At 43.7% G+C, this 15,182-nt stretch carries 17 protein-coding genes; 15 read left to right on the forward strand and 2 right to left on the reverse strand.

Annotated elements, in window-relative coordinates; all coding sequences use genetic code 11:
* Nucleotides 1–40 precede the first annotated feature (40 nt).
* The 7 genes from prfB to LRM48_RS01160 all read left to right on the forward strand — a co-directional run bounded on the left by prfB (nucleotide 41) and on the right by LRM48_RS01160 (nucleotide 7,242).
* Nucleotides 41–1,132, forward strand: a complete 1,092-nt coding sequence (prfB, locus tag LRM48_RS01130) for a peptide chain release factor 2 (RefSeq protein WP_243812521.1) — start codon at nucleotides 41–43, stop codon at nucleotides 1,130–1,132.
* 20 nt (nucleotides 1,133–1,152) lie between these two features.
* Nucleotides 1,153–1,836 carry a cell division ATP-binding protein FtsE gene (ftsE, locus tag LRM48_RS01135; protein ID WP_129744749.1) on the forward strand — a complete coding sequence of 228 codons (684 nt, stop codon included), beginning with the start codon at nucleotides 1,153–1,155 and terminating at the stop codon, nucleotides 1,834–1,836.
* Entirely contained in the window at nucleotides 1,836–2,819 is a 984-nt protein-coding gene (locus tag LRM48_RS01140; RefSeq protein WP_243812520.1) for a cell division protein FtsX, read from the forward strand. Before ftsE ends, LRM48_RS01140 begins: the two co-directional genes overlap by 1 nt.
* Before the next feature lie 42 nt (nucleotides 2,820–2,861).
* Entirely contained in the window at nucleotides 2,862–4,001 is a 1,140-nt protein-coding gene (locus LRM48_RS01145) for a CHAP domain-containing protein (protein ID WP_243812519.1), read from the forward strand.
* 63 nt (nucleotides 4,002–4,064) lie between these two features.
* Complete coding sequence (locus LRM48_RS01150) at nucleotides 4,065–5,240, forward strand: S41 family peptidase (RefSeq protein ID WP_243812518.1); 1,176 nt, start codon at nucleotides 4,065–4,067, stop codon at nucleotides 5,238–5,240.
* 41 nt (nucleotides 5,241–5,281) lie between these two features.
* Complete coding sequence (locus tag LRM48_RS01155; RefSeq protein WP_129632476.1) at nucleotides 5,282–5,665, forward strand: response regulator; 384 nt, start codon at nucleotides 5,282–5,284, stop codon at nucleotides 5,663–5,665.
* Nucleotides 5,666–5,742: 77 nt separating this feature from the next.
* Nucleotides 5,743–7,242 carry a hypothetical protein gene (locus LRM48_RS01160; protein WP_243812517.1) on the forward strand — a complete coding sequence of 500 codons (1,500 nt, stop codon included), beginning with the start codon at nucleotides 5,743–5,745 and terminating at the stop codon, nucleotides 7,240–7,242.
* Nucleotides 7,243–7,300: 58 nt separating this feature from the next.
* Here LRM48_RS01160 and LRM48_RS01165 read toward each other — a convergent pair whose 3' ends face one another.
* Complete coding sequence (locus tag LRM48_RS01165) at nucleotides 7,301–7,573, reverse strand: 50S ribosomal protein L27 (protein WP_129632482.1); 273 nt, start codon at nucleotides 7,571–7,573, stop codon at nucleotides 7,301–7,303.
* Between the two features lie 63 nt (nucleotides 7,574–7,636).
* Nucleotides 7,637–8,830, reverse strand: a complete 1,194-nt coding sequence (locus LRM48_RS01170) for a TRM11 family SAM-dependent methyltransferase (RefSeq protein ID WP_243812516.1) — start codon at nucleotides 8,828–8,830, stop codon at nucleotides 7,637–7,639.
* 38 nt (nucleotides 8,831–8,868) lie between these two features.
* Between LRM48_RS01170 and LRM48_RS01175 the strand changes: the two genes are divergently transcribed.
* From LRM48_RS01175 to LRM48_RS01210, 8 genes are read left to right on the forward strand one after another with little or no spacing between them, the layout of a single operon-like run.
* Entirely contained in the window at nucleotides 8,869–9,936 is a 1,068-nt protein-coding gene (locus tag LRM48_RS01175; RefSeq protein ID WP_243812515.1) for a lysylphosphatidylglycerol synthase transmembrane domain-containing protein, read from the forward strand.
* Nucleotides 9,920–11,020, forward strand: coding sequence for an exodeoxyribonuclease VII large subunit (gene xseA / locus LRM48_RS01180; RefSeq protein ID WP_243812514.1), 1,101 nt, complete (start codon nucleotides 9,920–9,922; stop codon nucleotides 11,018–11,020). Before LRM48_RS01175 ends, xseA begins: the two co-directional genes overlap by 17 nt.
* A complete protein-coding gene (locus LRM48_RS01185; RefSeq protein WP_243812513.1) occupies nucleotides 11,010–11,198 on the forward strand; it encodes a hypothetical protein in 189 nt (62 codons plus the stop codon). The genes xseA and LRM48_RS01185 overlap by 11 nt, the downstream gene beginning before the upstream one ends.
* A gap of 40 nt (nucleotides 11,199–11,238) precedes the next feature.
* On the forward strand, nucleotides 11,239–11,898 hold the full coding sequence (locus LRM48_RS01190) for a hypothetical protein (RefSeq protein ID WP_243812512.1): 660 nt from the start codon (nucleotides 11,239–11,241) through the stop codon (nucleotides 11,896–11,898).
* Between the two features lie 35 nt (nucleotides 11,899–11,933).
* Nucleotides 11,934–12,650, forward strand: coding sequence for a sensor histidine kinase (locus LRM48_RS01195; RefSeq protein WP_243812511.1), 717 nt, complete (start codon nucleotides 11,934–11,936; stop codon nucleotides 12,648–12,650).
* Nucleotides 12,647–13,018, forward strand: coding sequence for a response regulator (locus tag LRM48_RS01200; RefSeq protein ID WP_129744619.1), 372 nt, complete (start codon nucleotides 12,647–12,649; stop codon nucleotides 13,016–13,018). The genes LRM48_RS01195 and LRM48_RS01200 overlap by 4 nt, the downstream gene beginning before the upstream one ends.
* A complete protein-coding gene (gene recO, locus LRM48_RS01205) occupies nucleotides 13,002–13,682 on the forward strand; it encodes a DNA repair protein RecO (RefSeq protein WP_129636524.1) in 681 nt (226 codons plus the stop codon). The genes LRM48_RS01200 and recO overlap by 17 nt, the downstream gene beginning before the upstream one ends.
* A 56-nt stretch (nucleotides 13,683–13,738) precedes the next feature.
* Complete coding sequence (locus LRM48_RS01210) at nucleotides 13,739–15,178, forward strand: glycine--tRNA ligase (RefSeq protein ID WP_426303692.1); 1,440 nt, start codon at nucleotides 13,739–13,741, stop codon at nucleotides 15,176–15,178.
* The last annotated feature ends 4 nt before the right edge of the window (nucleotides 15,179–15,182 follow it).

A 15,182-nucleotide genomic window follows, 5' to 3' on the forward strand; every position in this document is an offset into this window, starting at 1 on the left:
AACAGAGAATTGAGCGCTGAAAAATGGTACAATAAAATATATGCAACCGCTAAAAAAGAAAATTGGTGAATTGGAAAAAGAAATTGAACAGGCTAAAAAAGCGCTGAAATTTTCTGATTTGGAGCAGAAATTGGCGGAGCTGGATGATCAATTGAATCAGCCGGAAATTTGGAATAATCCTGATTACGCCCAAGAATTAACGAAACAAGCCGCCAGCCTTCGTCAGATCGTCGAGCCTTGGCAGACTTTGACAGTGCAGGTTGGTGATATGGTGGAACTGATGGAACTTGGTGATGACGATTTATTGCCGGAATTCCAGGCGCAAGTTTCGGCAATTGAGAAGAGTTTTGATAGGCATAAAACCGATTTATTATTCTCTGGCGAATATGATAATCGTTCGGCAATTATGCGCATTTCCGCTGGCGTGGGCGGGCTGGATGCGCAGGATTTTGCGGCGATGTTGGAGCGAATGTATTTGCGCTGGGCGGAAAAGTCTGGCATGAAAGTTGATACGCTGGAACGCTCGACAAATGACGACGCTGGAATTAAAACGGTCGTCTTGGAGATTTCTGGATCCTTTGCTTATGGAAAATTGCGGTCGGAAAATGGCGTGCATCGTTTGGTGCGATTAAGTCCGTTTAATGCGGACAATTTGCGCCAGACTAGTTTTGCGCTTGTCGAGGTTTTGCCGAAAATTGACGCGCCCGATGAAATATCAATTGACCCGAATGATTTAAGAATTGATGTCTATCGTTCGGGCGGCAAGGGCGGTCAAGGCGTGAATACGACGGATTCGGCGGTTCGAGTGACGCATGAGCCGACAGGGATTACGGTGGCTATTCAGAATGAGCGCTCGCAGATTCAGAATAAAGAAACGGCGTTGAAGATTCTGCGGTCAAAATTGCTCGCGATGAAATTAGAGCAACACGCCGAAACTTTGTCTGATCTCAGGGCTGGCGAATCGGCAAACTGGGGTAGCCAAATTAGAAATTACGTTTTGCATCCGTATACGTTAGTTAAAGATACTCGTACAAAGCATGAAAACAGTAACGCTCAAGGTGTTCTGGACGGCGATATTGACGAATTTATCACGGCATATTTAGAACAAAATGCTAATTCTAAAAATATTTAGCTTATGGTATAATACTAGTAATGATTCTGTTAGATAGGGTAACGAAGAACTACGGAAAAAATAATAAGCCGGCGTTGAATCGAGCAAGCATTCATGTTGGCGCTGGTGAATTTGTGATTATTGTTGGTACGTCGGGTGCTGGCAAATCGACGCTTTTGAAGCTTTTGACTCGCGAAGAAAAGCCGAGCTCTGGAAAAATTGTGGTTGGCGGAATTGATTATGACAATTTGAAGGACAAGCATATTCCGCTGTTGCGTCGTAAAATTGGCGTGGTTTTTCAGGATTTTAAGTTGCTTCCGAATCGAACGGTGTTTGAAAATGTGGCGTTTGCGCTGGAAATTGCTGGAATGACAAATCGGGAAATTAAGGCGACTGTGCCGAAGGTGATTGAGCTGGTTGGTCTTAAGGGGAAGGAAAAACATTTTCCTCATCAGCTTTCTGGTGGTGAGCGTCAGCGTGTAGCGATTGCGCGTGCGGTGGTGCGCCAGCCGAAGATTCTGATTGCAGATGAGCCGACTGGAAACTTGGATCCGAAGCACAGCTGGGATATTGTTCGCTTGCTAGAAAAGATTAACAAGTATGGCACGACGGTTATTTTGACGACTCACAACGTGGAGATTGTCAACAAATTGAAGCGACGCGTTATTACAATTGATCATGGTAAAATCACCTCCGATCAGGCGAGAGGGAGTTATAAACAGTAATGAAATCATCAAAGTCTAACAAAAATAAAGAAACTATTCGTATACGTCAGCGCCGACGAGGTTGGTTGACGTTTGTCAGAATGTGTCGATATGGCATCAATAATTTTAGTCGTAATGCCTGGCTAACGATTGCTGCGACTGCGGTGATGAGCGTCACGTTGATTATTGTGTTTATAACATTATCAGCGCGTCAGGTTTTGGTTGATACCGTTTCAAACGTTTCCAGACGTGCCGATATGTCAATTTACTTAAAGGGTGACACGCCAGAAAAAACGATTAAAACGATTAAATCTCGAATTGAAAAATTAGATAATGTCGATAGTGTTAAGTATATTTCCGCGGAAGAAGCGCGTGAAAAGCAAGCTGAACAGTACAAGGACAATCCAGATACGCTTGAGGCGATTCGCGAGTCTAGTAATGAGATGTCAGCAACGCTTCGTGTTTCCGTGAAAGAATTGAACAACCAGCAATCATTGAACAATTTTGTTAAAACTGATGATTTATATAAAAAATATAAAGACCCTAACAGGGAGCCGTCATTCTCGGGTGAACGCCAGCAGGCTATTAAAACAGTTGGCAATTGGGTGAGATTGGCGAGTATCGGCGGGTCAATCGCTACAGTTGTTTTCGTGGTGATTTCATCGCTTGTGGTCTTTAATACCATTCGCATGGCAATTTTCAACCGCAAGGACGAGATTGAAATGATGAAGTTGATCGGCGCAGAACGCAGTTTCATCAGGGGTCCGTTTATCGTTGAGGCCATAATGTACGGATTTATCGCGGCAATTATCGCAACGGTGGTTGGGTATGGACTGTTAATCCTTGCGCATGATCCGATGGTGAAATACGGAATTCCTATTGATAATCTTTTGAATCATCTAAAAATGTACGGCGTGTTGGTTTTCTTGAGTATGATTCTGGTTGGTGCGGCAATTGGCGTGGCGTCATCCTGGGTGGCAACTCGCAAATACCTTAAGTTGTAAAAGTCCTTGACATACTGATTATGCTTATGCTAACATAGACGTATGAAACTACGGTCCACCACACCAGTTTCGGCGTCATTAGTCAGCAGAGCGTCTCTGGTGGCGATGTCTGCATTGCTCGCTGGATCGGGCATTTTTGGCTTGGCATCACACGTATTGGCTCGCGACTATAACGCCGAAATTCAGGCAAAGCAACAAGAAGCAGACAACTATAATTCTGAGGCTTCGCGCTTGGGTGAGATGGCTGATAGTTTGCAGGCGGAACTTGATAAGATAAACGGACAAATATCAGCTATTCAGACACAGATTTCTGATAGCCAAAAGAAGATAAATAGCCTTAATGACCAGATAAAAAAGAACGAAGAGCTAATTAAGCACAATCGTAAAGCGATGGGGCGGATTTTGGCAGATTTGTATGTTGATGATCAGATTTCGCCGCTGGAGATGCTTGCTAGCTCAAAAAATATTAGCGATTACATTGACAAGCAAGAACAGCGTAATTCTTTGAAAACTTCATTGAATGATAAGATTAAAGAAATTAAGTCTTTGCAGAAAAAGTTGGAAGAGAATAAGAAGTCTGTCGAGAATACGCTTCGCGACCAAGAATTGCAGCGCAATGCAATGGCGGCTAAGCAATCTGAGAAGGCGAAACTGATTACTGATACGAAGAACGATCAGAATAACTATGCGGCGTTAGCTCAGAAACGTAATTCTGAGGTGGCGAAGTTGCGAGAAGAGCAGGCTGCAGCCAACCGACGAGCTCTTGGTGGCGGCAATGTCTCTATTCCAGGCGGCGTACCTGGCGGCGGCGGTTATCCTGGCGCCTGGGCGAGTGCTCCACTTGACGCTTATGTCGATCCATGGGGACTATACACGCGTGAGTGTGTGAGCTACGTGGCTTGGAAAATTCATAGTACTGGACGATACGTCCCGCATTTTGGTGGCGCAGGCAACGCAAATCAGTGGCCGTCAACTGCAGCGCGCTATGGTATTTCTAGCGGCTCAACGCCAAAAGCTGGCGCGGCAGCCGTGATGAATATTGGATATTACGGACACGTTATGTATGTTGAATCTGTCAATGGCGATGGAACCATTACTGTTAGTGACTACAACTTTGCCTGGGACGGTTTATATAGGCATTACACACGCTCAGCTTCAGGATTGACATACGTTTACTTCTAATCGGCATAAAGTGATATACAAAAACGCTCGTGTTAAACGGGCGTTTTGTAGTATAATAAGCATATGGTTACGGGAGAGAAAAGACAGCAATTAAGTTGGTTTTTGACGCTTGTTATTGTGGCTATTGTTAGCTTTGTGGCGGGAGCTCGCTCTGATGCGCTGTTTGCTAACGTGGCGTCGGTATTTGGCGTTAGAACTTCAAATAAGACGATTGACTTATCTAGCGTTCAAAAAACATATCAAGAACTGGTTGCTAATTATGACGGAAAATTGGATACTCAAAAGTTAATTTATGGCGCCAATCGTGGGCTAGTTGAAGCAGCTGGGGATCCTCATACGGCGTATATGGATCCTGATGAGACGAAGGAGTTTGACAAGTCATTAAGTGGGCAAATTGGCGGCGGAATTGGTGCGGAGATTGGTCTTAGGAATAATAAGCTAACTATCATAAAACCTCTGGAAAACAGTCCAGCTCAGAAGGCGGGAATTAAGGCTGGCGAGGTAATTGTTAAGGTGAATGATGAGGCTTCTTCTGACTGGTCAGTGGAAAAAGTTGTGAGTAAAATTCGTGGAGAAGTTGGTACATCTGTTAAATTGACGTTATTAAGTGGCGGTCAAACGCGCGAGGTGTCGGTTGTGCGTCAGAATATAGTTTCTCCGGCAGTAGAGTCGGAAATTGATGGAGAGATTGGTATTTTGAAAGTTAATCGATTTGGCGATGATACAGTAAGCTTGTCCAGAAAATACGCTTCGGAATTTGTTGAAAAAGGCGTTAAGAAGGTAATTTTGGACTTACGGAATAATCCTGGTGGAACGGTTGGGGCTGCTCAAGGGCTATTGGGTATTTGGCTGGACAATCAAATAGCTATGACCGAGCGTCGTGGCTCTGAAATAGTTAAAACGCTGCGTACAACTGGAACACCAATTCTGGGCAATATGAAGACGGTGGTACTTATTAATGGCAATAGCGCCAGTGCTAGCGAAATTACGGCTGGGGCGCTTCGTGAATACGGAAAAGCCACGCTGGTTGGGCAGAAGAGTTACGGTAAGGGAAGCGTGCAGATTGTGCTTGGGCTGCCTGGCGGGTCGCAAATGAAGGTTACGGAAGCTAGATGGTATACGCCAAAGGGTAAAAATATAGATAAAACTGGTATAGAACCTGATGTAAAAGTTGATCTTTCGTCGGACGATGTCAATAATAACGTAGATCCGCAGATGGATAAGGCGAAGTCGTTATAAAGCTTGTGTTTTTGGGCTGGACAACATAAAATGGAGATAGTATGAACGGACAAAAAAAGAAGATTTTACTAGTTGAGGATGATATGGCTCTGTCTGCGGTTTACAGGTCGCGGCTGGAGATTGAGGGGTTTGACGTTAGGGAAGCCAACAATGGAGAAGACGCTCTGTCTGCCACTGTTGAATATCGTCCAGATTTGATTCTTTTGGATGTGATGATGCCAAAAATTAGCGGCTTTGATGTCCTGGACATTCTTCGCAATACGCCAGAAACTGCTAACGTGAGGATTATTATGCTGACGGCGCTTAGCCAACCAAAGGATAAGGAGCGCGCTGAGAGCTTGGGCGTTGATGATTATTTGGTGAAATCCCAGGTTGTAATTGGCGACGTTGTGGCTCGCGTAAAGCATCATTTGGGCATTCAATAGAAGCTAAGCTGAGTAAAAGAAGTCATCCTCTACGGGGGTTGACTTTTTGCTTGTTTTTTGATATAAAGTAGTTATATATGGAAAAACCAAAACCAGCACAGAACCACGAACAAGAACGACCAAAAACATTGGAAGACTATGCAGTTAAGACTTTTCCTGTTGATACCGATCCAGATAATGCAAGGCGTCCACTAACCGTTATTCGCAGTGGTCAAGACGGAGAGGGCGTTAAGTATGACAGAGGTTGGAATCCTATTGGTATGTCGGTCGTGTGTGACACTGATTCTGAGGAGGGTATTGGTCCAATTAAGCTGCTTATGGAAGCATATAAACTGGTTGGAACTGATATTAAAACTGAGTTTGTGCCGTTGGAGGACATTCAGGGTCTAAATGAAGATTATATTAAGTATCTTTACGGAAAAACTCCCAAGGAAATGATTGAAGAAGCTAAGCAGATTTGGCGGCAGAAACATCCGGATAGTATGAGGATTGAGTCTTTGGCTCCAGGGGTAGGCTCAGACTCAGGCGCAGAAACCCCAAGTAATGGCTTGGTTGAAGATAATACCTCTGATCATGAGAAGCCTTTAGTGGATGAAGTTAGTCCTGCAATGGGAGGTGTGGCTGTTGAGGCTACTGGAATTAAAAAGCCGATAACGAATAAGGTAGAAATCAACGAGCCAGTTAGAGGGCCAGTGAAGACGAATGAGACTGGCGTCGGTTCACCAGCCTTGAGGATGACTAAAGAAGTTCTGGAGTCGATTGGGGCGATCAAAGTCAATGACTCAGTAGGTTCGCCAGCGGTTGAGTCAGCTAAAAAGCCAGCGGAGATAGATAAGGTGGGTATTAATCCAGCGGATTTGGTAGCAACCGAACCAGTTAAAAAGCCGGTGGAGACGGATAAGGCAAGCGCTGCTCCAGCAGATTTGCCAGCAGCTAAATCAGTTGAAAACCCAGTGGTTGAAAAGTCGATGGAAACGAATGAAGCCAATGCAGACATGTTACTTGAGGACTTTAAGTCTGTGATGAATGATTTTGAAAAAGACACAGAAGAGAATAATGGTAAGTTTTTTGCAAAGGTTCAATATATAACTGGAGAGCTGGATCGGTTTAGGGGGCTAATTAAATATAATCCAACAGCAGCAATGAATGATCCTGTGATCTCAGAGATGATAACATCTGAGCCGGATAGAATTAGAAATCTTGAAGATTCTAGGGCTGAGGATGCGAATGAATTTAAGAATAACATAAAGAGTCTTCTGGAGAGTCTAAAAAGTAAGATTGAAAATGATGACGAGCGTAGGCGTCTGGTTAAGATAACTGAGTATGTAGGTCAGATGGGTAAGGATAATGTAGTTCTGGGTGATACAACTAATAACTTGTTGGATAAATTAATAAGAATAAGACGTTATATTGAGGGGTGGCAGAATGACAGATGGGGGGCCGACGGCTATAAAAGTAATATATCTCAGGTGATTGGTGAAATTATTAGTGATTTGTCGACAGCTAGTGGGCACCGTCAGAATATCGTAGACGGTATTAAGAGAATTAAGAGTGAGGGATATTATCAAGAGAGGTGATTAATATTAAAATAACTCCGTGTTTACCGGAGTTATTTTAATAAAAAGTCTTTACCGATTAAAGAACAACAACTTGCGTTCGGCGTTCTGATTTACCAGTAAACTTGGTTTTCTTAACTGACTTAAAGCCAACTACGCCATCTTTTGCAGCGTGGATGGTGAAATTGCGGCTAACATATGTGCCGTCACCAGCGATCTTTGTGGCACCAGTTTGGCGAACTAGAACTTCTCCAGCGGAAACTTTTTGACCGCCAAATCGCTTAACGCCAAGACGTTGACCAGCATTGTTGTGGATGTTCTTACTAGAACCACCAGCTTTAACCTTTGACATTCTTTACTCCTTATAGTTTCTATAAAACAATCTGTTCTAGTTTATCGAAAATGAAGCCAGTTGTCAAGCGGTTTTGGCTATATCTGCCGGTTTTAATACCAATATTTCTCTGGCAACAACTTGATCTTCACGGTAATATAAGAGGTTTTTATCGATAATTTGTTGATATCCAAGTTTTTTAAGATTTTTTATCAGAGGCGAGTGAGTAAATTTACCTTCGTGATTTTGCCACGCTGGAACGGCTATGCAAAGCGTCGTGTATGGGCGGATTTGCGAATGGATATTTTGCAGAAAATCGCTAATTATGTGATTACAATTTCCGACTACTTCGTGAAGTTTTTCTGGGCTAGGTGGTGCGGAAAACGGCTGACCTAAATATGTTTCGCAAACAATTCGAGAAATCCGTTTCTTCTGTTCATCTGTTAATTTTACAGAGGTGGCATCGGCCTGATGTGCTTGCCAGAAAGTGTTTGTCGAAAAAGTTTTTTCTACCCAGTTCATATTTTCAGTCGTGTAAGATATCATCTTATCGCTCAAATCGCTGCCATAAGCATTCACGCCGATAAGCGCAGCTTCTTGCAGTACTGTTCCTGTGCCACAGAACGGATCCCAGAGATAATCATCAGGTTTTGCGCCAGACAGGTTAATCATAATTTGTGCAAGCTTGGGCGGAAGCATTCCCACGAAGGCGTCGCGCTTTGGTCGTCCGCGGTCGCGCTGAGTATACGAATTGATATTTTGAGCGCCACGACTTTCAGCGATTATCAAATCTCCGTACACGTTCTTAGCTATGATAATTTCAATTTTCGCCTCAGACCTGCCGAGTTTATTATTGTGAGAGGTCGCAGTGGACAGCGCAGCGGTTTTATTAGGAATTAGGCGCAAACTGACGCCAGATTTTTTCAGGTTGTTTTTTAAGATGATTCCGATTTTTTGGACGTTTCTCGGATCTGTTTTATTGCCATAAAAACTTATTCCGAGGGTTATTTTTTTTTGACTATTTGAAAGGTTTTTTGTGTATTTTTCAACAATAATTTTTGACGCCTGGAGCAGGGTGTTGCGGTCCGATTTTTGCGACTTTATCTTCGTGATAACTTGTCCGCATTTAATCGTTCCGCCGAGATTGTCAATTGAAAAATTGTCGCAATTAACCGTGGCGGCTTGGTTGGAGATTTTTTGGACATTTTTAGCACCGTAAACCGCCTCTAATTCAGCGATAGAGATTTCTGGTTGACGGCCAAGAATAGCTATAAACATATCGTAATTATAACATTTATCGTGGTATAATGAAGGTTATGTTACCGAAGGTGTTGCAACTGTTGAAATCGCCACGAGCCATTATGAGCGTTTTGACGTTGGCGGTTTTGGCAATAATAATTTTTCTATCTCGGCATGAGCTAGTGAAGGCGTGGAATTTGTTTCTGCATGCGGATTTATGGCTATTATTCTTACTATTGCCGTTTCAGATTATCGTGTACTTCGCTGGCGGCGAGATGATTTTTTCGTATCTGAGAGAGAAGAATCTGATTCATCATATTTCCAGGCTGGAACAGACGAGGATTGCGCTGGAGCTTAATTTGGTCAATCACATTTTTCCGTCGGGCGGAGTTAGCGGAATTTCGTATACAACGTGGCGAATGCACAAGCTCGGTGTGAGTTCGGCGCGTTCGACATTTGCGCAGGTGATTCGTTACGTTACGGGATTTTTGTCGCTTTTGGTTTTGTTGGTGATTGCTGTGCTGGCGCTGGCTATTGACGGCAAGGTTAATCGTTATATCGTTGCCGCTAGCTTCTTATTGATTATCGTGGTTTTGGCGCTGACGTTTGGTCTGATTTTCGTGTTTTCGTCAAAGCGACGTATGCAGATGACTGCCGCTAAATTGTCTAAATTCATCAATACATTGGTAAAAATTGTAACCTTAGGTAAGAAGCGACGAGTGATGAAGTCGAAGAAAGTCGAAGAGTTTTTTGTTGATATGCAGGACGATTTTCAAGATTTGTCCAATCATCCGAAACTTCTGATAAAACCGATGATTTGGGGAACTGTCTACACTGTTTTTGACGTGGCGATGTTTGCTGTGGCGTTTCTATCGCTGGGTGTTTTTGTTAATCCGGCGATTTTGATGGTTGGATACGGCGTGGCTGGATTGGCAGCGATTGTCGTGTTTACGCCTGGAGGGACGGGCGTTTATGAAACCATTATGATCATTTTCTTAAGCATGGCAGGCACTCCGCCGGATTTGGCGATTGCTGGAATAATTTTGACGCGAGCAATTTTACTTACTGGCACGATTATCTTTGGCTATATTTTCTATCAACACGCACTGATTAAATACGGCAAGCCAGATGATTCCCAGATTTAGCGTTAGCAATTTCATAGCAGTTGTCAATCAAACTTTTGACGTGGCTTTTGCTGGGATGGTTGAAGTTGAGGGTGAAGTTTCTGGCCTCAAGTCTTATCCTCCGAAATACGCTTTTTTCGATCTGAAGGATGACGATGGGCTGGTTCGGTGCTTTGTTGGTTTTAGCAATTTACGCACGCCAATTGAAGATGGAATGAAAGTTGTCGTTCGAGCGATGCCAGTACTTAGAGATAAAGGCGCTTTTAGCTTGAATGTTCAAGAGATTCGCCCATTAGGCAAGGGAAGTTTGAAGCGAAGTTTTGATCTTTTGAAACAAAAATTGACAGTTGAGGGTTTGTTTAATTCTGAAAGAAAACGTCCATTACCGCAATATCCTCAGAGGGTGGCTATTATTTCCAGCACGAAAGCGGCGGGATATGCTGACTTTATGAAGATTTCCGGTGAGCGTTGGGGTGGTGTGAAATTCGTAGTCGCCAACGTTAATGTACAGGGCGTGAATGCTGCGGATCAAGCTGTGCGAGCAATATCATATTTTAATCAAATGTCAGAATCTCCAGATGTGATTGTTTTGATTCGTGGCGGTGGCAGTGCGGAAGATTTGGCGAGTTTTAATGATGAAAAACTGGTACGGGCGGTGGCGAGTAGTCGTATTCCGACAGTGACTGGAATTGGTCATGAAATTGATGAGAGTTTATGTGATTTGGCGGCGGACGTTCGCGCAGCCACGCCGAGTAACGCCGCGCAATTGCTGTTTCCCGATAAGCGAGAAGTGGTTCGGCATTTGCATTACAGGCTAATTGACGCGAAAGATTCAATTTGTAGAGCTATCGAAGAGCAATCGCTTAATGCAACAATGTTGCAAAAAGAAGCGCTAAAACAGTGGTCAAGCCGTGTGGATGTGGCTGTAAATGCAACATTGTCGCAACAAAAAGTCATCGCTGAGTATGATCCGGAAATGGCGCTGCGTCGTGGCTATGCAATGATCAAGGGTGATTTACAGATTGGTAATATTGTAGAGATTACAACAAAAGATATAATTATGAAAGCGAGGATTGAGAATAGTGAACAACGATATGACAATTGAGCAAATGATGGCTGAATTGAACGAGCGAATCGCGTGGTTTCAGGGCGATGATTTTAATCTGGATGAGGCGAAACAGAGGTTTATTGAGGTGAGAGAGTTATCAAAAAAAATTACTGCCACGCTGGAAGATATGCGACATGATATCGAGGTTCTTAGCGAGGATTTTAACGCTGAGTAGGATCTTTACACCAATTAAAGCATAAGCTATACTTTACAATATGATGATGAGAGATAAGAGTGAGCGCGGCTCAGTTAATGGCTGGATGGTCGGCACAATCGGCTGTCTGATATTGTTTTTGATTGCTGGATCTTTGGCAATTTGGGCGTATATGCAATACTCCCGAGAAAAAAGCAGTGTTGATAGTAAAGTTGCGATTGAAGTTGCTAAGGGGAAGAGTGAACAAGCCGAATCAGACCAGAAGAAATTTTCTGAAGAAGCAAAAAACCCGCGTATTGAATTTGTTGGTCCTGCTGAATACGGTCGAGTATCATTCATGTATCCAAAAACTTGGAGTGTATATGTAGCAAATGACGGCAGCGACAGAGGTGATTACAAAGCTTATCTTCACCCTGTTTCAGTCCCTTCGACAACTAATAAAAATAGTCGGTTTGCGTTAAGGCTGGAGATTATCAACAAGAATATGGATACGGTGCTGAATGATTATCAATCACGACTAAAGAAGGGCGAATTGACCTCAAGTAGTACCGAGTTTAACGGAATTTCAGCGACTCGAATTGACGGTACGTTTGAGAAAGAATTGCGCGGCTCTGTGGTTTTGATGAAAGTGCGCGATAAAACTATTCGTTTTTCAACCGACGCGGATACGTTTAAGCCAGATTTCCAGACTATATTGAGCACTGTAAAAATCTCTGAATAGAAAAACCCAGTACATATTTGCTATACTAGAATTGTATGGCAGGTAAAGAGTGGAGTGATGCTGATTTTGGGGGATTGCCGAGTGTTTTGGTGGCGGCACACGAGCTGAAGACGCCGCTGGCTTTGATTAGACAATTGGCACTACTGTTGGACGACGATTTAACCAGTTCCGCCGATAAAACTCAGATCCAGCAACGAATTATTCGAACTTCTGAACAGGCGTTGCAGCTTACGATCGATTTGGCAAATTCAGCTAATTTAACGCCGTCGTTATTTCCGCTTGAACCGGTCAATCCGTTGGCTTTATGTCAGCAAGTAGCGATGGAAACGAAGTTCAACGCAATACTTTACGGACGAAAAGTTATCTGGCCTAAGAGCAGTCGAAATAGTCAATTGATATTAGCGAACCGAACACTTTTGGGGCGAATTTTGGCGAACTTTTTGAATAACGCGTTGGCGTATACGGAGGATGGATCAGAGATTAAGGTTTCGGTTAAGGCAACGAAAGATGCCGTGAGAATGAGCGTGCGGGATTTTGGACCGATGATGAGTTTGAAGGAATATCGGCTGTTACTTGATGAAATGGAAACGCGAAAAACCGTGCGAACAAGGCCGGAAAGTAGCGGGCTGGGGATTTACGTGGCGAATCAATTTGCGCAGGCGATGAACGGGCGGATTGGTCTGATTCGTCATCGTGATGGACTGACTTTTTATGTAGAAATGCCAATTAGTCGGCAGTTGAGCTTGATATGAAAAAACTGTTAATCGTTGAGGATGATAAGAATTGGGCGGATATTCTGGGCAAGTTTGCCGCGGATGTTGGCGCGGAATATCGAGTGGCGGTTTCTGGTGGTCAGGCGATTGAAATTATTGACGATTGGCAACCCGATGCTTTAATTTTGGATATGCTGTTGGCTGGCGAAACGGCGATTGCTTTGTTGAATGAGCTACGATCGTACGCGGATTTGGCGAGTTTGCCGATTGTGGTTTGTACGAATATTGACGTTAAAATGGACAATTTGCGTCCGCTTGGCGTGAAGGCGATTTTGAATAAAACATCGATGCGTCCGAATGAGGCGCGGGCGATTTTTCGCGAGGTTCTAAATGACGGGGCAGAGTGAACGAGTAAAAGCAATTGTTCTGAGGCGAACGAATTACGCCGAAGCTGACCGAGTTTTGCAATTATTAACGCCAAAAGGTCGACGTAGCGTAATCGCCAAAGGCGTGCGTCGGGAGCGCAGTAAATTAGCGGGCGGAATTGAATTATTCGCGATTTGTGATGTGGTTATTCGTTCTGGTCGGGGCGATTTGGGGCTATTAACTTCCGCTCGATTGTCGGCTTTTTATCGGCATATTTTGGAAGATTATGATCGGATGCAATTTGCGTATTCAGTAATGAAATTGGTCTCTGCGGCGAGTGAAAATATTGACGAACCAGAGTGGTATTATGTGCTGAGTCAAGTTTTGGAGCAATTGAATAATCCTGCAATAAACCAAAAATTGATTGAAACGTGGTTTTATTTGCAATACGCGAGTCTGCTGGGAGATGAGCTGAATCTTCGAACGGACGTAACGACTGCGGCGCTGCTTCCTGATAAAAAATATATGTACGATAGTGCGGAAAAAGGTTTGAGATTGGCGGAGCAGGGCGATTTGGGCGCGGACGCAATCAAATTGTTAAGGTTAATCCAGGCCAAGCCTCTGGCAAATGTGGCGCAAATCGGCGGAATAACTGAGGTTATAAACGATTGTTGGTTGACCGCCAGACAGCACGCGGCAGTGTAAAATTGTCAGTAAAATGGTATAATTTGGGTAATAATGTGAATCGCCATGTTGCCAACATGGAGAAAGGTTTTTTGATGAGTCAAGCAAAAATGGAAGATATTATTAGCCTGTGTAAGCGCCGTGGTTTTATTTATCAGGGTTCTGATGTTTACGGCGGTTTGTCTGGAACGTGGGATTATGGTCCGCTTGGCGTTCAATTGAAGCGAAATATCATGAATTTATGGTGGCGAATGTTTGTTGATGAGCGCGACGATATATATGGCGTTGATGCGGCGATTTTGATGAACCAGAAGGTCTGGAAGGCGAGTGGGCATGTGGATACGTTTGTCGATCCATTGTGTGAAGATGTGGTTAATCATCGGCGTTATCGTACAGATCATATCCTTAAAGACAATGGGGTTGACGCTGATGGCTTGACGATGGAACAAATGGACGAGTTGATTGCAGAGAAGGGTATCAAAAGCCCAGACGGTAATCCGTTAAGTAAGTCGCGAACGTTTAATATGATGTTTAAAACTTTTGTTGGACCTTCTGGTGGAGATTCAATTGAAATAGGTAAGGACGTAGAGGGGGCTATAGTACCAAAAGGTAAGACGATATATGCGTTGCAATATAATCCAACTTCTATAAGTTATCTTCGCCCCGAAACTGCCCAAGGCATCTTCACCAATTTCAAAAACGTCGTCGATAGCTTTTATCCTAATCTGCCGTTTGGAATTGCTCAGCAGGGCAAGGCGTTTCGTAATGAAATTGCGCCGCGAGATTTTGTTTTCCGTTCTCGGGAGTTTGAGCAAATGGAGATTGAGTATTTTGTCAGTCCAGAAAATTGGCAGGAAGCGTTTGATGAATTACTTAAGGCGACGCACGAGTTTTTGGAGGCATTGGGATTAAATCCTGATAATATTCACGAGTTGGATGTTCCGGCGGAAGACAGAGCGCATTACAGTAAGAAAACGATTGACATTGAATACGATTTTCCAATTGGCAAGGAAGAGTTGATGGGAATTGCGTATCGGACTAATTTTGACCTAAATAATATTCAGGACGCCAGCGGAAAGAGTATGGAATATACGATTAAGGGGACGAATAAAAAGTTTGTGCCACATGTGATTGAGCCGAGTTTTGGTGTTGAGCGGGCGCTGATGGCGGTCTTGTCGAGTGCGTATCGCGAGGACGAACAGAACGGCAGCAAGCGTGTTTATTTAGCACTTCCAGAACATTTGGCGCCAGTTAAATTTGCTGTTTCACCGTTACTTAAGAATAAGCCGGAACTGGTGGAGAAGGCGCGTGAAATTTACGCCGACCTATCTAAGAAAAATCCTGGACGCGTTATGTGGGATGACAATGGAAACATCGGTAAGCGTTATCGCCGTCAGGATGAAATTGGTACGCCACACTGCGTAGTTGTCGACTTTCAGACGTTGGAAGATGACACTGTTACTGTTCGTGAGCGAGATACGACGGAGCAGAGGCGGGTGAAGGTTGAGGAGTTGTAGATAT

It is taken from the genome of Candidatus Nanosynbacter sp. TM7-008 (assembly GCF_022828245.2).
Taxonomy (GTDB): Bacteria; Patescibacteriota; Saccharimonadia; order Saccharimonadales; family Saccharimonadaceae; genus Nanosynbacter.

Excerpts from the sequence above, each read along its gene's own strand:
- LRM48_RS01140 (WP_243812520.1), top strand. The coding sequence starts at position 1,836 with ATGAAATCATCAAAGTCTAACAAAAATAAAGAAACTATTCGTATACGT.
- ftsE (WP_129744749.1), top strand. The coding sequence starts at position 1,153 with ATGATTCTGTTAGATAGGGTAACGAAGAACTACGGAAAAAATAATAAG.
- LRM48_RS01160 (WP_243812517.1), top strand. The coding sequence starts at position 5,743 with ATGGAAAAACCAAAACCAGCACAGAACCACGAACAAGAACGACCAAAA.
- LRM48_RS01145 (WP_243812519.1), top strand. The coding sequence starts at position 2,862 with ATGAAACTACGGTCCACCACACCAGTTTCGGCGTCATTAGTCAGCAGA.
- LRM48_RS01190 (WP_243812512.1), top strand. The coding sequence starts at position 11,239 with ATGATGATGAGAGATAAGAGTGAGCGCGGCTCAGTTAATGGCTGGATG.
- xseA (WP_243812514.1), top strand. The coding sequence starts at position 9,920 with ATGATTCCCAGATTTAGCGTTAGCAATTTCATAGCAGTTGTCAATCAA.
- LRM48_RS01185 (WP_243812513.1), top strand. The coding sequence starts at position 11,010 with ATGACAATTGAGCAAATGATGGCTGAATTGAACGAGCGAATCGCGTGG.
- LRM48_RS01155 (WP_129632476.1), top strand. The coding sequence starts at position 5,282 with ATGAACGGACAAAAAAAGAAGATTTTACTAGTTGAGGATGATATGGCT.
- LRM48_RS01195 (WP_243812511.1), top strand. The coding sequence starts at position 11,934 with ATGGCAGGTAAAGAGTGGAGTGATGCTGATTTTGGGGGATTGCCGAGT.
- prfB (WP_243812521.1), top strand. The coding sequence starts at position 41 with ATGCAACCGCTAAAAAAGAAAATTGGTGAATTGGAAAAAGAAATTGAA.
- recO (WP_129636524.1), top strand. The coding sequence starts at position 13,002 with ATGACGGGGCAGAGTGAACGAGTAAAAGCAATTGTTCTGAGGCGAACG.
- LRM48_RS01150 (WP_243812518.1), top strand. The coding sequence starts at position 4,065 with ATGGTTACGGGAGAGAAAAGACAGCAATTAAGTTGGTTTTTGACGCTT.
- LRM48_RS01175 (WP_243812515.1), top strand. The coding sequence starts at position 8,869 with ATGTTACCGAAGGTGTTGCAACTGTTGAAATCGCCACGAGCCATTATG.
- LRM48_RS01200 (WP_129744619.1), top strand. The coding sequence starts at position 12,647 with ATGAAAAAACTGTTAATCGTTGAGGATGATAAGAATTGGGCGGATATT.
- LRM48_RS01210 (WP_426303692.1), top strand. The coding sequence starts at position 13,739 with ATGGAGAAAGGTTTTTTGATGAGTCAAGCAAAAATGGAAGATATTATT.
- LRM48_RS01165 (WP_129632482.1), bottom strand. The coding sequence starts at position 7,573 with ATGTCAAAGGTTAAAGCTGGTGGTTCTAGTAAGAACATCCACAACAAT.
- LRM48_RS01170 (WP_243812516.1), bottom strand. The coding sequence starts at position 8,830 with ATGTTTATAGCTATTCTTGGCCGTCAACCAGAAATCTCTATCGCTGAA.